At 72.3% G+C, this 15,158-nt stretch carries 14 protein-coding genes; 8 read left to right on the top strand and 6 right to left on the bottom strand.

Going from position 1 to position 15,158, the window contains the following annotated elements:
- Positions 1-21: 21 nt before the first annotated feature.
- The 3 genes from serC to ACRB68_RS11630 form a co-directional block, all read right to left on the bottom strand.
- Positions 22-1,158: a phosphoserine transaminase gene (serC, locus tag ACRB68_RS11640; protein WP_328594053.1), complete on the bottom strand. Its 1,137-nt coding sequence runs from the start codon at positions 1,156-1,158 to the stop codon at positions 22-24.
- 58 nt (positions 1,159-1,216) lie between these two features.
- A complete protein-coding gene (locus ACRB68_RS11635; RefSeq protein ID WP_153532068.1) occupies positions 1,217-1,585 on the bottom strand; it encodes a hypothetical protein in 369 nt (122 codons plus the stop codon).
- A gap of 71 nt (positions 1,586-1,656) precedes the next feature.
- Complete coding sequence (locus tag ACRB68_RS11630; RefSeq protein WP_153532067.1) at positions 1,657-2,769, bottom strand: citrate synthase 2; 1,113 nt, start codon at positions 2,767-2,769, stop codon at positions 1,657-1,659.
- A 91-nt stretch (positions 2,770-2,860) separates the two neighbouring features.
- On the opposite strand from ACRB68_RS11630, the gene pdxH reads away from it, so the two are divergent.
- The 4 genes from pdxH (at position 2,861) to ACRB68_RS11610 (ending at position 8,149) form a co-directional block, all read left to right on the top strand.
- Entirely contained in the window at positions 2,861-3,580 is a 720-nt protein-coding gene (gene pdxH / locus ACRB68_RS11625) for a pyridoxamine 5'-phosphate oxidase (RefSeq protein ID WP_153532066.1), read from the top strand.
- A 38-nt stretch (positions 3,581-3,618) separates the two neighbouring features.
- Positions 3,619-4,881 carry an MFS transporter gene (locus ACRB68_RS11620; RefSeq protein WP_153532065.1) on the top strand — a complete coding sequence of 421 codons (1,263 nt, stop codon included), beginning with the start codon at positions 3,619-3,621 and terminating at the stop codon, positions 4,879-4,881.
- 127 nt (positions 4,882-5,008) lie between these two features.
- Positions 5,009-5,710: a metal-dependent transcriptional regulator gene (locus ACRB68_RS11615; RefSeq protein WP_328594052.1), complete on the top strand. Its 702-nt coding sequence runs from the start codon at positions 5,009-5,011 to the stop codon at positions 5,708-5,710.
- Positions 5,711-5,884: 174 nt separating this feature from the next.
- On the top strand, positions 5,885-8,149 hold the full coding sequence (locus ACRB68_RS11610; protein WP_153532063.1) for an ATP-binding SpoIIE family protein phosphatase: 2,265 nt from the start codon (positions 5,885-5,887) through the stop codon (positions 8,147-8,149).
- Between the two features lie 4 nt (positions 8,150-8,153).
- On the opposite strand, the gene ACRB68_RS11605 is transcribed toward ACRB68_RS11610, so the two are convergent.
- Together ACRB68_RS11605 and ACRB68_RS40135 are read right to left on the bottom strand one after the other, a co-directional pair.
- A complete protein-coding gene (locus ACRB68_RS11605) occupies positions 8,154-8,975 on the bottom strand; it encodes a class I SAM-dependent methyltransferase (RefSeq protein ID WP_328594051.1) in 822 nt (273 codons plus the stop codon).
- Between the two features lie 190 nt (positions 8,976-9,165).
- Positions 9,166-9,327 (bottom strand): hypothetical protein, encoded by a 162-nt coding sequence (locus ACRB68_RS40135; protein ID WP_194293254.1) that lies wholly within the window; start codon positions 9,325-9,327, stop codon positions 9,166-9,168.
- A gap of 105 nt (positions 9,328-9,432) precedes the next feature.
- Between ACRB68_RS40135 and ACRB68_RS11600 the strand changes: the two genes are divergently transcribed.
- The 4 genes from ACRB68_RS11600 to ACRB68_RS11585 all read left to right on the top strand — a co-directional run bounded on the left by ACRB68_RS11600 (position 9,433) and on the right by ACRB68_RS11585 (position 14,128).
- A complete protein-coding gene (locus tag ACRB68_RS11600) occupies positions 9,433-9,831 on the top strand; it encodes a hypothetical protein (RefSeq protein ID WP_328594050.1) in 399 nt (132 codons plus the stop codon).
- A gap of 155 nt (positions 9,832-9,986) precedes the next feature.
- On the top strand, positions 9,987-12,011 hold the full coding sequence (locus ACRB68_RS11595) for an MFS transporter (protein WP_153532061.1): 2,025 nt from the start codon (positions 9,987-9,989) through the stop codon (positions 12,009-12,011).
- Positions 12,012-12,133: 122 nt separating this feature from the next.
- Positions 12,134-13,267, top strand: coding sequence for an acetyl-CoA C-acetyltransferase (locus tag ACRB68_RS11590; RefSeq protein WP_328594049.1), 1,134 nt, complete (start codon positions 12,134-12,136; stop codon positions 13,265-13,267).
- Positions 13,268-13,333: 66 nt separating this feature from the next.
- A complete protein-coding gene (locus tag ACRB68_RS11585; RefSeq protein WP_153532059.1) occupies positions 13,334-14,128 on the top strand; it encodes an enoyl-CoA hydratase/isomerase family protein in 795 nt (264 codons plus the stop codon).
- A gap of 74 nt (positions 14,129-14,202) precedes the next feature.
- Here the strand turns inward: ACRB68_RS11585 and ACRB68_RS11580 are convergent, their stop codons facing one another.
- The gene (locus ACRB68_RS11580; protein ID WP_153532058.1) at positions 14,203-14,961 is read right to left on the bottom strand and encodes an IclR family transcriptional regulator; all 759 of its coding nucleotides are present in this window, start codon (positions 14,959-14,961) and stop codon (positions 14,203-14,205) included.
- Between the last annotated feature and the right edge of the window lie 197 nt (positions 14,962-15,158).

Here is a 15,158-nt window from a genome sequence, read left to right as displayed (position 1 = left end):
GGGCGAGCCTGTCGCGACAGGTCAGAGGCGCTCGACGACGTAGTCGATGCAGGCCGTCAGGGCCTCCACGTCGGCCGGGTCGATCGCCGGGAACATGCCGATGCGCAGCTGGTTGCGGCCGAGCTTGCGGTACGGCTCGGTGTCCACGATGCCGTTGGCGCGCAGCACCTTGGCGACCGCGGCGGCGTCGACCTCGTCGGTGAAGTCGATCGTGCCGACGACCTGCGAGCGCTGCGCCGGGTCGGCCACGAACGGCGACGTGTAGGAGGTCTTGTCGGCCCAGGTGTACAGGCGCTGCGAGGAGTCGGCGGTGCGCGCGGTCGTCCAGGCCAGGCCGCCCTGCGCGTTCATCCACTCGATCTGCTCGGCGAACAGGATCAGCGTGGCGACGGCCGGGGTGTTGTAGGTCTGGTCCTTGGCGGAGTTGTCGACCACGGTCTTGAGGTTGAAGAACTCCGGCACGTACCGGTCCGACGCGGCGATCTCGTCGATGCGGGCGAGCGCGGCGGGGGAGGCGAGCGCCACCCACAGGCCGCCGTCGGCGGCGAAGCACTTCTGCGGCGCGAAGTAGTAGACGTCGGTCTCGCTGACGTCCACCGGCAGGCCGCCGGCGCCGGAGGTCGCGTCGACCAGGACCAGCGCCTCGTCCGCCGAGGTGCCGGCCGGGCGCTTGATCGGCATCGCCACGCCGGTGGAGGTCTCGTTGTGGGTGAGCGCGTACACGTCGACGCCGGCCTCGGCGGCGGCGGCCGGGTGGGTGCCGGGGTCGGTGGAGATCACCGACGGGTCCTCCAGCCACGGCGCGCCCTTGGTGACCTTGGCGAACTTGCTGGAGAACTCACCGAACACCAGGTGCTGCGACCTGCTGCGGACCAGGCCGAACGCGGCGGCGTCCCAGAAGGCGGTGGTGCCGCCGTTGCTCAGCAGGACCTCGTGGCCCTCGGGCAGGGAGAACAGCTCCGACAGGCCCGCGCGGACGCGGCCGACCACGGACTTCACCGGCTTCTGGCGGTGGGAGGTGCCCATGTAGGTCGAGCCGGACTCGGCGAGCGCGGCGAGCTGCTCGGGACGCACCTTGGACGGACCGCATCCGAAGCGGCCGTCCTGGGGCTTGAGATCGGCGGGAATGGCAATGGCTGGATTCGCGGCTTCGGTCACTCGCAAAAGGGTACTTGAGCAGCCCGGAAGATCACCGGCGGGTTCACATGCCGAGACGTCACCGGCGTGTCCTGCGGCGCAGCGCCCAGCCGGCGATCAGCAGCAGCGCGAACAGGCAGATGGCGGCGTTCACGGCCGGGGGGTACAGCCACGGATCGCCCTTGCGGCGGGCCTCCAGGGCCGTGCGGACCGAGTCGAAGGCCAGGAAGGCCAGCAGCAGCGCGGCCGCCCAGAGCGCGACGCGCCCCGCGATCGCGTTGGTGCGGCGGCGGCGCGCCTCCCGCTCGGCCTCGTAGCGGCGCAGCTCCTCGGCCACGGCCGCCTTCGTCGCGGCGGCTTCCACGGGAGCGGCGGTTTCGGCGGCCGGGGCGGTTTCGGCCGGCGCGGCGGGGCCGATGTCGCCGTCCAGCGGTTCATCGTTGTTCATTACCGGCCAATCATGGCAAAGGCCCCCGGTGGACGACCGGGGGCCTCGCACGGTACTTCAGGAAGCCGCGGTCAGCTCGCGTAGCGCTTGATCGCGGCGTCGGCGCCGGTGACGTCCTCGATGGAACGGCTGCCCGGGCCGGTGTAGCGGGCGCTCGGGCGGACCAGCCGGCCGGTGCGCTTCTGCTCCAGGATGTGCGCGGCCCACCCGGCGGTGCGGCCGCAGGTGAACATCGCCGGCATCATCGCGGTCGGGACCTCGGCGAAGTCCAGGATGACCGCGGCCCAGAACTCGACGTTGGTCTCGATCGGGCGGTCCGGGCGGCGGGTGCGCAGCTCGGCCAGCGCGGCGTCCTCCAGGGCCTTGGCGGCCTCGAAGCGCGGCGCGTTCAGCTCCTTGGCGGTGCGGCGCAGCACGCGGGCGCGCGGATCCTCGGCGCGGTAGACGCGGTGGCCGAAGCCCATCAGCCGCTCGCCGCCGTCCAGGATGTCGGTGACGACCTTGCGGGCGTCGCCGAGCTGCTCCACCCGCTCGATCATCGGCAGCACGCGGGCCGGGGCGCCGCCGTGCAGCGGGCCCGACATCGCGCCGATGGCGCCGGAGATGCTGGCCGCCACGTCGGCGCCGGTGGAGGCGATGACGCGGGCGGTGAAGGTGGAGGCGTTCAGGCCGTGCTCGGCGGCCGAGACCCAGTAGGCGTCGATGGCCTGGACGTGCCGGGGGTCCGGCTCACCGCGCCAGCGGATCATGAACCGCTCGGTGATGGTCCGGCCCTCGTCGATCCGCGACTGCGGGACCATCGGGACCCCGACGCCGCGCGCGGACTGCGCCACGAACGACAGGGCGGTGACGGAGGTGCGGGCCAGGTCGGCGCGCGCCTGCTCGTCGCTGATGTCCAGCAGCGGGCGCATCCCGTAGGCGGGGGCCAGCGTCGGGAGGGCGGCCTGCACGTCGACCCGCACGTCGCCGGAGGTCACCGGCAGCAGGTGCGGCTCGGCCGGGGCGAGGCCGGGGTCGAAGCTGTTGTCGACCAGCAGGCCCCAGGCGTCGCCGAAGGAGACGCGGCCGACGAGTTCCTCGATGTCGACGCCCCGGTAGCGGAGGGCGCCGCCCTCCTTGTCCGGTTCGGCGATCTCGGTCTCGAAGGCGACGACTCCCTCAAGACCGGGTTTGAAGTCGGACATGTCGTCCTGCCTTTCGTCCCCATAGTGATAAGGCGGTGCCGTGCCATTGAACCCTGTCCACCTTACTGACCAGTACCCAGGTCCCTGTGAGATGCACAAGACCCAGGTGGGAGGCTCTAAGGTTGTGGATCTCCCAACCCCAGACCCCGCTCGGCTCCGCAGATCCTATGAGGGCGACCGATTGCGCGAGACGGCAGTCCCTTCCGATCCGCTGACGTTGTTCGCGGCCTGGTTCGCGGACACTGCCGCCAGCGGGCTTCCCGAGCCGAACGCGATGGTGCTCGCGACCGCCTCGGCGGACGCCGTGCCGAGCGCGCGGACCGTCCTGCTGAAGGGCTACGGCGCCGACGGGTTCCGCTTCTTCACCAACTACACCTCCGACAAGGCGCGTGACCTGGCCGTCAACCCGCGCGCCGCGCTCGTCTTCCCCTGGCACGCGGTGCACCGCCAGGTACGGGTGGCCGGGCGCGTCGAGCGGCTGCCCGCCGAGGAATCGGCCGAATATTTCCGCTCCCGGCCCCACGGATCGCGGATCGGCGCGTGGGCGAGCGAACGCCAGTCCGCGGTGATCCCGAACGCGGAGGTGCTGGAGGAGCGGTACGCCGAACTCGCCGCACGATGGCCGGATCCGGCCGGGGACGACACCGGCGAGGTGCCGCTGCCGGACTTCTGGGGCGGCTACCGGGTCGTCCCCGAGACGATCGAGTTCTGGCAGGGCCGCCCGAACCGGCTGCACGACCGGCTGCGCTATCTGCGTGGAAGGGAGGCGGGCGCGGAGACCGGATGGCGGGTGGAGAGACTGTCGCCGTGACATCGGAACAGCAGTCAACCCCCGCCGACACTCCTGACATGCCCGCCGGGCCCCCGCCCCCGCGCCGCCACCTGCTGCGGCGGCTGGCCATCGACACCCGCCCGCTCGGCAACCGCGCCTTCCGGCGCCTGTGGCTCGGGCAGGGCGTGTCGTTCGTCGGCTTCCAGGTCACCGCCGTCGCCGTGCCGGTCCAGGTCTACGCCATCTCCGGGTCGTCGGCCTGGGTCGGCGCGCTCGGCGTCGTCGGCCTGGTCCCGCTGATCGTCTTCGGGCTGTGGGGCGGCGCGATCGCCGACCACATGGACCGCCGCCGGCTGCTGTTCACCTCCTCGCTGGTGACCTGGCTGTCCACCCTCGCGCTGCTGCTGCAGGCGCTGCTCGGGCTGGACAGCCTGCTGCTGATCATGGCGGCGGTGGCGGTGCAGTCCACCGGCTTCGCGATCTCCTCGCCGACCCGCGGCGCCATCGTGCCCCGGCTGTTCGACAAGGAGCTGGTCGCCGCCGCGACCACCTTGAACTTCACCGCCAGCCAGGTCGGGATGCTGGCCGGGCCGCTGTTCGCCGGCGTCGTCCTCGCCCACTGGGGCTACGCGGCCGCCTACGGCCTGGACGCCGCGCTGTTCACCGTCGGCCTGTACGCGGCGCTGCGGCTGCCGCCCATCCCGCCGCTCGGCGACACCGTCGCCAAGGCCGCCGGGCTGCGCTCGGTCGTCGACGGGCTGCGCTACCTGGCCACCCAGCCGGTGCTGATGATGTCGTTCGTGGTCGACATCATCGCGATGGGCGTGGCGATGCCCCGCGCGCTGTTCCCCGAGGTCGCCGACAAGACCTTCGGCGGCGAGGGCGCCGTCGGCTGGCTGTTCGCCGCCATCGCCATCGGCTCGGTCCTCGGCGGCCTGATGTCGGGCTGGATCGGCCGCGTGCACCGGCAGGGCGTCGCGCTCGTCGCCGCGATCGTGGTGTGGGGCCTGGCCGTCGCCGCCGCCGGGCTCGCCCACCAGCTGTGGCTCGCGGTGGCGCTGCTGGCCGTCGGCGGCGCCGCCGACCTGGTGTCGGCGGTGTTCCGGCAGACGATGCTCCAGACCTACGCGCCCGACGAGATGCGCGGCCGCCTGCAGGGGGTGTTCACCGTCGTGGTGGCGGGCGGCCCGCGCCTCGGCGACCTGCGCGCCGGCGCCACCGCCGCCGTCACCGGGGCCACCGCCTCCTGGGTGGGCGGCGGCGTGGCGTGCGCGGTCCTGGTCGTGATCGCGGCCCTGGCGGCGCCCGCCCTGCTGCGGTACGACACCCGGAAAACATGAACAAGTTTCGGGAAGAAGCGGCCGGGGCGGCGCGTTGTCCCGATTCCCTGCCGATGGGGTTGCCTCCATGCACCGTTTCGGAGGGTGCGATGCAAGTAGACTCGGTGGCATAAGACTGGAGGGAGCTGTGACCTCACACGGCCTGATCGACACCACGGAGATGTATCTCCGGACGGTATTCGAGCTCGAGGAGGAGGGAATCGTCCCTCTTCGCGCGCGCATCGCCGAACGGCTCTCGCAGAGCGGCCCGACGGTCAGTCAGACGGTGGCGCGGATGGAGCGCGACGGGCTGCTGCGGGTCGAGGGCGACCGGCACCTGGAGCTGACCGAATCCGGCCGCGACCTGGCCGTCAGCGTGATGCGCAAGCACCGGCTGGCCGAGTGCCTGCTGGTCAACGTCATCGGCCTGCCCTGGGAGGACGTGCACATCGAGGCGTGCCGCTGGGAGCACGTGATGTCGGAGGAGGTCGAGCGGCGCCTGGTCGCGCTGCTGGACAACCCGACCACCTGCCCGCACGGCAACCCGATCCCCGGGCTCGGCGAGCTCGGCGGCCACGACGACGAGGCCGAGCCCACTCCGCTGGCGGCGATGACCGCGGCGGCCTCTCCCGGCGGCTCGCGGGCGGTCGTCCGGCGCATCAGCGAGCAGGTGCAGAGCGACAGCGACCTGATGCTTAAACTTAAACAAATCGGGATACAACCGGGCCGAGAGGTGACGCTGCGGACGAGTGACGACGGAGTACGGGTGGTATGTGACGACGGCGCGGAGGCCCTCGCGACGGAGCTGCCGCGCGGCATTGCCGAGCACGTCTTCGTCAGCCGCCGCTGAGCGAGGGGGCGGGGCCGCCGGGCGCGCGGTCTATACCGAAGATCTCCACATCCGCACGCCGATCCGGCGTATCCCGGTGCCGGGTTCGTCGTTCAATACGACAGTGGCGCTCTCCAACGGGGGTGGGCGAGGATCGCAGCAGGCGAGGAACGCGACGGTAACCAGGATGGGCACATGAACCGCTGGGGGGAGACGCCCTACGAGGCGCATCTGCCGCCCGAGACCGTCCTGAACCAGATGGAGATGGCGGTCATCGTCTGTGACCGCTTCAGCAACGTCATCTACGGCAACGCGTTCGCCCAGGAACTGTTCGGCTTCGGCGGCGACGAGTTCGTCGGGCACTCGGCGCTGTCGCTGGCGATCGCCGAGGAGGACCACGAGCAGGCCGCCGAGCTGGCCCGGCACGTCCTGAAGGGCGGCGTGTGGGAGGGCACCTTCTGCAACCTGCGCGCCGACGGCTCCACCGTCTACACCCGGGCGCACGCGGTGCCGCTGCGGCACCCCTCCGGCGCCGTCGACGGCATCGTGATCTTCGCGCGCGAGGCGCTGCGCTCCAACCAGCGCGAGCAGGACCGCTACGGCCTGCTGGAGCGCATCGGCGAGCGGCTCGCCGGGTCGCTGGAGCTGGAGACCACGCTGCGCCGGGTCGCCACCACCCTGGTCCCCCAGTTCGCCGACCACTGCTTCATCGACGTGTTCAGCGGCGACCGGCTGATCCGCCGGGTGTCGCAGCACGCCGGCGGCTGGACGCCGCCGCCCGGCACCTGGGCCGAGGTCGGCGACCCGGTCTCCTACCCGCCCGGCCACTTCAGCGCCAAGGCGATGAGCCGCCGCGACGCGGTGCTGGTCGAGGACATGCTGCGGCACCGCTTCGAGGCGCCGAGCGAGCAGTCCCGGCGGCTCGGCGACGCGATGGGCATCACCTCGGTGATCTCCGCGCCGCTGCTGGTGCGCGGCGAGCTGCTCGGCGTGATGAGCCTCGCCCTGTCCAGCCTGTCCGCCCGGCCCGACCCGCACTACGACGGCTTCGACCGCGACCTGCTCGGCGCGATCGCCGGCCGGGTCGCGATCGCCATCGACAACTCGCTGCTGTTCGAGGAGGAGCGCGAGACCGCGCTGGCCTTCCAGAAGCACCTGCTGCCCGGCGACCTGCCGCCCAAGCTGGACGGCCTGCAGATCGCCTGGCGGTACGAGCCGGCCCGCCCGCTGGAGTCGCACGGCCACGGCATCCAGACCCAGGTCGGCGGCGACTGGTACGACGTGATCCCGCTGTCGGCGGGCCGCGTCGGCGTGGTCATCGGCGACGTGGAGGGCCGCGGCGCCCGCGCCGCCGCCGTCATGGGGCAGCTGCGCGCCGCGCTGCGCGCGTTCGCCCAGGACGACAAGCCGCCCGCCGACATCCTGCGCAAGCTCGACGAGTGGGTGCGCACGATGACCCGCCCCGAGCGGATGCGGTCAGGCTGGAACAGCGACGACCTGGTCCGCCCGCCGCTGGTGTCGTGCACCTACTTCGTCTACGACGCCTGGTCGCGGGTGCTGGAGTTCGCCAACGCCGGCCACGACCCGCCGCTGATCATCACCGACGGCCAGGTCGGCGACCTGACCTTCGAGAGCGAGGGCGCCATGCTCGGCGTCCGCGGTCCCGGCGTGGGCGGCGAGATCCTGTTCAACGAGGAGAGCACCGAGCTGAAGCCCGGCTCCACCCTGGTGCTCTACACCGACGGCCTGATCGACCGGCGGCCGAGGGACGACGGCGAGTACCACTCCCGCGAGGAGGCGCGCGAGCGGGTCCGCCAGGCCGTCGCCGCGGTCGCCCGCCGCGACGTGGAGACGATCGCCAACGCCGCCTACGAGGCGGTGCCCGGCGACATCAACGACGACGTGGCCATCGTGGTCATCCGCACCGCCGGCGACGAGCTGGCGGTGCAGGAGCGCACCTTCCCGGCCGAGCCGATCATGGTGTCGGAGGCCCGGCGCCTGGCCGCCGACGCCTTCGCCGCCTGGGGGATGCACGACGAGCAGGCCGAGCTGGCCTGCCTGCTGGTCTCCGAGGTCGTCACCAACGTGGTGCTGCACGCCGCCACCACCCCGGCGCCGCGCCGCGAGCTGGTGCTGGACGGGGGCGGCATCGCGCCGGCCCCGTTCGGCGGCGGCGCGTTCGACGAGGACGACTGGGACCTCGGCGTCGACCTGGCCGGCCAGCTCGGCCGCCGCGAACCCCCCGCCAAGGAGTTCCGGCTCCGGCTGCGCCGCGGCGCGGACGCGATCTGGGTCGAGGTGTTCGACACCGACATGCGGCTGCCGCGCATCCGCAGCGCGGGCGAGACCGACGAGGGCGGCCGCGGGCTGTACCTGGTCGACCAGCTCGCCAGCCGCTGGGGCGCCCGCCCGACCGCCGACGGCAAGGCCGTCTGGTTCGAGCTACCGCTGCACTCCTAGCGCCCTAGATCGGCTCGGCGGCGATGTGGGCCCAGGACTGGGTGAACCACAGCTCGCCGCCGATCAGGCGGGGCTTGGCGCCGGTGCGCGGGCCGCCGTCGATCTCCTCCAGCAGCTCGCCGCGGATCTGGTCGGCGGCGTGCGCGCTGTGCGCGCCCGCCAGCCACGGCTCGATGGGCCGTTCCACGGTGAACACGTCGAAGCGGCGGATGGTCGCGCCCGCCCCGGTGACCAGGTCGGTGAGCGCGGCGATCGACGGCGTCCCGGGGTGGTCGGGGTCGCGCAGCCGCTCCACCCGGTCGCGGCCCGGGCCGGTGAGGTTGCCGCGCACCAGGTCGGCGATCACCAGCCGGCCGCCGGGCCGGCACACCCGCAGCAGCTCGCGCAGCACCCGCTGCGGGTCGCCCAGGTTGTACAGCGAGAACCGGGTCGTGACCAGCGAGAACGTGCCGTCGCGGTAGGGCAGCGCGGTCGCGTCGGCCTGCACGGTGATGCCATCGGGGCAGCCCCGGTTCGGCCGGCGCTCCAGGTAGGCGGTGGGCACCCGCCGGGCGGCCAGGTCGCCCTCGCCCGCGATGCGCACCGGGCCGGTGCCGAACTCCACCGTGCGGGTGCGGCCCCGGGCGTGGCGGAGCGGCGGGGGCAGCGCGTCGACGGCGCTGACGTGGCGGACCTGGGGGACGAGCGCGGCCGGCATCGGGCCGTGGCCGCGGGCCACGTCCAGGCAGACGTCGTCGGGAGCGGGTTCGACGAAGTCCAGCAGCCGCCGGAGGTGCGGGGCGATCGCACCACCGGGCTCCTGGAACGTCACGGCCGGCTGGGACACGTCGGGACTCCCTCGATCGGTCGGCTTCGCCAGGCGGGAACGCCGCTCGCCGGGCGGATCGAGCCGGGCGCCGGATGAGGCGCGTGCCCGAGACCGGGCCGGGAGCGGACAGGCAAGCCGGTTTCGTCAGTTATGACTCTTCAGGGCCCGGAAAAGTTCGGCTTGACCGGCTGTCGATCACCAGGTCGGGTCAGCCGTTCAGGTGCTGTCCCCACATCGCCAGCACCACCAGCACGAAGACGATCACGACCGCGTTGCGGGCCGGGGCCTGCATGCGCAGCCGCCCGGCCACCCAGCGGACGCAGAACGCCGCCAGCAGCGCGACGAAACCGAGCGCGATGATCCCTTCCATGGCCACCTTCGTTCGGGGGTCGGGCCTGCCCTTCCAGCCTAGCCCCGTCAGAACAGGTTTACCCCGGCCCTTCGTCCCGGTTCGGGCGGGGATAGCCTCGCCTGCGTGGCAGATGAGAAGGAAGTCAAGGACGGCGGCCGGGTGGACGACCTCATGATCGGGGTGGCGCGCGGGCGGGTGGCCATCGGCGTCGCCGCGTTCGCCCTGCCGGGGCTGACCGTCAAGCTGATGGGGATGGGCGGCGGGTCCGACGCCGGGCGCGACTACGTCACCCGGATGTTCGCGGCCCGGGAGATCGCCCTCGGTGCCGGGTACCTGCTGAGCAAGGGGCCGAACCGCAGGCTGTGGGCGCGGCTCGGGCTGGTGGTGGACTCGCTCGACACGGTGAACGGGCTGAAGAGCCGGGGCCGGCTGCCGCTGTGGGTGACCGCCGGGGCCGTCGGCGTCGCGGGCGGCACCGCCGCCGTCGGCGCCGCGAAGGTGGGCCGCGACCTGCTGCGCTGACCGGGCGCCCCGCGTGGTGCACGCTGTGTGATCTCCGGTGCGGGGATGGGTAGGGACCCCGTACCGGACGTCACGGGGGGCACGGCTGAGGCGGCGCCTGCGACGGGGGAGGACGGCGCCGTGAGGCGTCCCAGAGGCTCGCGGGGGTTCAAGGCATGACCGCTGACACTTCGACCAGGCTGCCGGAAGGGTCCATGCCGCAGGGCCGGAACCTGGCGGTCATCCTCGGCGCGCTGATGCTCGCCATGCTGCTGGCCGCGCTGGACCAGACGATCGTGTCCACCGCGCTGCCGACGATCGTCAGCGACCTCGGCGGGCTGAACCACCTGTCGTGGGTGGTGACGGCCTACCTGCTGTCGTCCACCGCGTCCACGCCGCTGTGGGGCAAGCTCGGCGACCAGTACGGGCGCAAGCGGCTGTTCCAGCTGTCGATCGTGATCTTCCTGGTGGGGTCGGCGCTGTGCGGCCTGTCGTCGTCGATGGGGCAGCTCATCGCGTTCCGGGCGATCCAGGGGCTCGGCGGCGGCGGGCTGATGGTGCTGGTCGTGGCGATCGTCGGCGACGTCGTCCCGCCGCGCGAGCGGGGCCGCTACCAGGGCCTGTTCGGCGCGGTGTTCGGCATCTCCAGCGTGTGCGGGCCGCTGCTCGGCGGCTGGTTCGTGGACAACCTGTCCTGGCACTGGGTGTTCTACATCAACCTGCCCGTCGGCGTGCTCGCGCTGATCGCGGTGGCGCTGGTGCTGCACGCCCCCTCCGAGCGGCACCGGCACCGGATCGACTACCTCGGCACGGTGCTGATCGTCGGCTGGTCGGTGGCGCTGGTGCTGATGACGACCTGGGGCGGCACCGAGTACCCGTGGGGCTCGGTGCAGATCATCGGGCTCGCCGTCGGCGCGGTGGTGCTGATCGCGCTGTGGGTGCTGGTGGAGCACCGCGCGGCCGAGCCGATCCTGCCGCTGCACCTGTTCCGCGACGCGGTGTTCTCGCTGTCGTCCTCGATCGGGTTCGTCATCGGCTTCGCCATGTTCGGCGCGCTGACGTTCCTGCCGATCTTCCTGCAGGTGGTGCACGGCGTCTCGCCGACGATGTCGGGCGTGCACCTGCTGCCGATGATGGTCGGGCTGCTGGTCGCCTCGATCGGGTCCGGGCAGCTGATCAGCAAGACCGGGCACTACAGGATCTACCCGATCATCGGCACGCCGATCGTGGCGGTCGCGCTGTTCCTGCTGTCGCGGATGGACGAGCGCTCCACCACCTGGTCGATGAGCCTGCGCTTCCTGCTGCTCGGCTTCGGCCTCGGCCTGGTCATGCAGGTGCTGGTCATCGCGGTGCAGAACCGGGTGCCCTACGCCGACCTCGGCGCGGCGACGTCGGGGGTGACGTTCTTCCGGCAGATCGGCGGTTCGTTCGGCGTCGCGGCCTTCGGGACGGTGTTCGCCAACCACCTGGAATCCAACATGACCGAGCTGGCCCGCAAGGGGGAGCTGCCGCGCGGCTTCGACCCGGCGGCGGCGCAGGGCAACCCCAAGCTGATCGAGAAGCTGCCGCCGCAGGTGCGGGGCGACTTCCTGCACGCCTACGCCGACGCGATCCAGACCGTGTTCCTGTGGGCGGTGCCGATCGCGCTGATCGCGTGCGTGCTGACCTGGTTCATGAAGGAGACGCCGCTGCGCGCGACCGCGCAGGCCACCGACTACGGCGAGGGGCTCGGCGGCGCGTCGGCGCGCACGTCGCGGCACGAGGTCGAGCGCGCGCTGTCGGACCTGATCCGCCGCGACCCGGCCGCGCTGGAGCAGTACACCCGGATCGGCCGGCTCGCCGGCGTGGACCTGCCGCCGGGCAGCATGTGGGCGCTCTGCCGGATCGCCAGGGACGGCTCGGTGCCCGGCGCCGCGCTGGCCGACCGCGCGGGCGTCACCGTCGAGCAGGGCCGCCCCTACATCGACCGGCTGGTGGAGGCGGGCCTGGTGCGGCGCGCCGAGGGCGAGCTGGCGATCACCGACGACGGGCGGGAGACCGCGGACCGGCTCGTCCAGGCGCGGGTGGCGGGCCTGGCCGACCACCTGCGGGGCTGGTCGCCGGAGGAGAGCCCCGAGCTGGCCGAGCTGCTGACCAGGCTGTGCCGGGACACCCTGGGCGACGACACCGAGGGCCGGCAGGTGCACGCGCTGCGGGATTGACGGGGACGGACCGAGAGCGAGGTCACATCCGCCGTTGCGCCCGCGGCGATGTAATCTCATACTGACTGACCGAATCTCACTCGGTTTCGGGACGGAACCCAACCCCTGCTTTTGGAGGCGTAGTGGCCGAGGCGTACATCGTCGGCGCGGTCCGTACCCCCGTCGGTACCAAGAAGGGCGCCCTGAAGGACGTGCACCCCGCCGACCTCGGCGCGCACGTGCTCAAGGAGCTCGTGGACCGCACCGGCGTCGACCCGTCCGCGGTCGAAGACGTGATCATGGGCTGTGTCATGCAGGTCGGCCCGCAGGCGCTGGACATCGCGCGCACCGCGTGGCTGTCGGCCGGGCTGCCCGAGAGCGTGCCCGGCGTGACCATCGACCGCCAGTGCGGCTCGTCCCAGCAGGCGATCCACTTCGCCGCGCAGGGCGTGCTGTCGGGCACCCAGGACCTGGTCGTCGCCGCCGGCGTCGAGCAGATGGCCAAGGTGCCGATGGGCGCCAGCATCGTGTCCGGCATGGACTTCCCCTACGGGGAGGGCTGGTTCGAGCGCTACGGCATGCAGGAGATCTCCCAGTTCCGCGGCGCCGAGCTGATGGCCGAGAAGTGGGGCTTCAGCCGCGAGGACCTGGAGAAGTACGCGCTGGAGAGCCACCGGCGCGCCGCCAAGGCCATCGAGGCCGGCTACTTCGACCGCGAGATCGCCCCGATCGCCGGGCTGACCAAGGACGAGGGCCCCCGCCCCGACAGCTCCCTGGAGAAGATGGCCGGGCTGAAGCTGCTGCGCGAGGGCGGCGTCATCACCGCGGCCGTCGCCTCGCAGATCTCCATCGGCGCGTCCGCGCTGCTGATCGCCTCCGAGGCGGCCGTCAAGCAGTACAACCTGACCCCGCGGGCGCGCATCCACACCCTCGCCATCTGCGGCTCGGACCCGGTCTACATGCTGACCGGCCCGATCCCGGCCACCGAGAAGGCGCTGGCCAAGAGCAACCTCAAGGTCGACGACATCGACGTCTTCGAGGTCAACGAGGCCTTCGCCCCGGTCCCGATGGCGTGGGCCGCCGACACCGGCGCCGCGCTGGAGAAGACCAACCCCAACGGCGGCGCGATCGCCCTCGGCCACCCGCTCGGCGCGACCGGCGGCATCCTGATGACCAAGATGCTGCACGAGCTGGAGCGCACCGGCGGCCGCTACGGCCTGCAGACCATGTGCGAGGGCGGCGGCCAGGCCAACGCGACGATCATCGAGCGTCTTTAGTCTCCGGTCTTGTCACGGGCGGGTCCTCCGGTGGGCCCGCCCGTTCCCGTTTCCCGTGGAGGGTGCATGTACGAGGCGATCGTCTACGAGGTGGCCGACCGGGTCGCGCGGATCACGCTGAACCGGCCGGAGGCGCGCAACTCCCTCAGCGACGCGATGATCGGCGAGCTGCTGGACGCGCTGGCCCGCGCCGACGCCGACGAGGACGTCCGCGTCATCGTGCTGACCGGCGCGGGCGACCGGGCCTTCTGCGCGGGCGCCGACCTCGGCGGCCTCGGCGCCAAGCAGGAGGCGGGCGGGTCGGTCGCCGGCGCCGCCGCCATCCGCGAGAGCGCGCCGTTCCGGCTGTTCACCGCCTTCCCCAGGCTGGGCAAGCCGGTCATCGCGCGGCTGGCCGGGCACGCGGTGGCGGGCGGGCTCGGGCTCGCGGCCGCCTGCGACCTGGTGATCGCCGCCGACGACGTCAAGCTGGCCACCCCCGAGGTCAACGTGGGGCTCTGGCCCATGATGATCATGGCGATCATCAACCGGAACGTCGCGCCCAAGCACGCGTTCCGGCTCTACTACACCGGCGAGCGGATCACCGCCGCCGAGGGCCGCGAGATCGGCCTGGTCACCGAGGTCGTGCCGCGCGCCGAGCTGGACGCCCGGGTGGACGCGCTGGCCCGCGTCATCGCCGCCAAGAGCCCCGTCGGGCTGCGCAAGGGCCGCGCGGCGTTCTTCGCGATCGAGAACCGGCCGCTGGAGGACCAGGTCGAGCACCTGCTCGGCGAGCTGGTCGCCCTCGCCGGCACCGAGGACGCCAAGGAGGGCATCACCGCCTTCCTCGAACGCCGCGAACCGAACTTCCAGGGCCGCTGAGTTCGGAGGGCATCACAGCACCTGTTTCCTGGTACGCCGCGAACCGAACTTCCAGGGCCGCTGATCCCGGCCGGTCAGATCGTCAAACTCAGCGTGCGCTGGATGCGGGCGGCGGTGGCCTTCATCCGGTGGACCGAGGCCTCGATCTTGGGCAGCTTGGTGGAGCGGCAGGAGATGGCGAGGGCGCCCACCACGGTGCCGGTCGCGTCGGTGACCGGGACGGCCGCGCAGCCGGTGCCGATGGCGTACTCCTCGTGGTCCAGCGACAGGCCCGACTGGGTGTCCAGGGTGCTGAGCAGGCGGCGCGGCTCGGTGATGGTGTGCGGGGTGAGGTCGACCAGCGGGTGCCGGGACAGGTAGTCGCGGCGGCGGTCCTCGTCGAGCTGGGCGAGCATGCACTTGCCGATGGCGGTGGCGTGCGCGGCGTCGTCGAAGCCGACCCACAGGTCGACGCGGGGCGCGCGCGGGCCGTCGGCGATGTCGATGATGCGGATCTCGTCGTCGACGTGCATGCCGAAATAGGACGCCACGCCGAGCTCGTCACGCAGCGCGATGAGGGTGGGGCGGATCCGGGCGAGCAGCTGCTGGGTCTTGCTCTGGCCCTGCAGCGTCTGCACCCGGTCGCCGAGCACCCAGATGCCGTCCGACAGGCGCATCGCGTAGCCCTCGTGCGCCAGGGTGCGCAGCAGGTGGTAGGTGGTCGCCAGCGGAAGGCCCGCCTCGCGGGACAGCTGTTTGGCCGGCGCACCGTTCGGATGCGACGCCACGACCTCCATGAGGTGCAGCGCACGCTGCACCGAGGCGATGAGAGTGGGTTTCCGTGTCTCATCCATCACGCACAGCGAACCCCTCTGGCCTTGATGGGTCAAGGGCTTTGGAGATACTCCGGTCATTGGATCACTTTCCGTGCCGGGTTGGGGGCGGTTCGGGGAAGCCGGCGGCCCGGACCGCCGCGCGAGGCCCGCGCCGGCGGACGGACCGCGCGCTGACCGGCGGATCCTCGCACAGTGTCACCATATGAAAACTCTCC

The organism is Actinomadura macrotermitis (genome assembly GCF_009604375.1).
GTDB classification, from domain to species: Bacteria; Actinomycetota; Actinomycetes; order Streptosporangiales; family Streptosporangiaceae; genus Spirillospora; species Spirillospora macrotermitis.
Note: the sequence above shows the minus strand (reverse complement) of the source record. Positions and strands in the feature narration are given on the sequence as shown.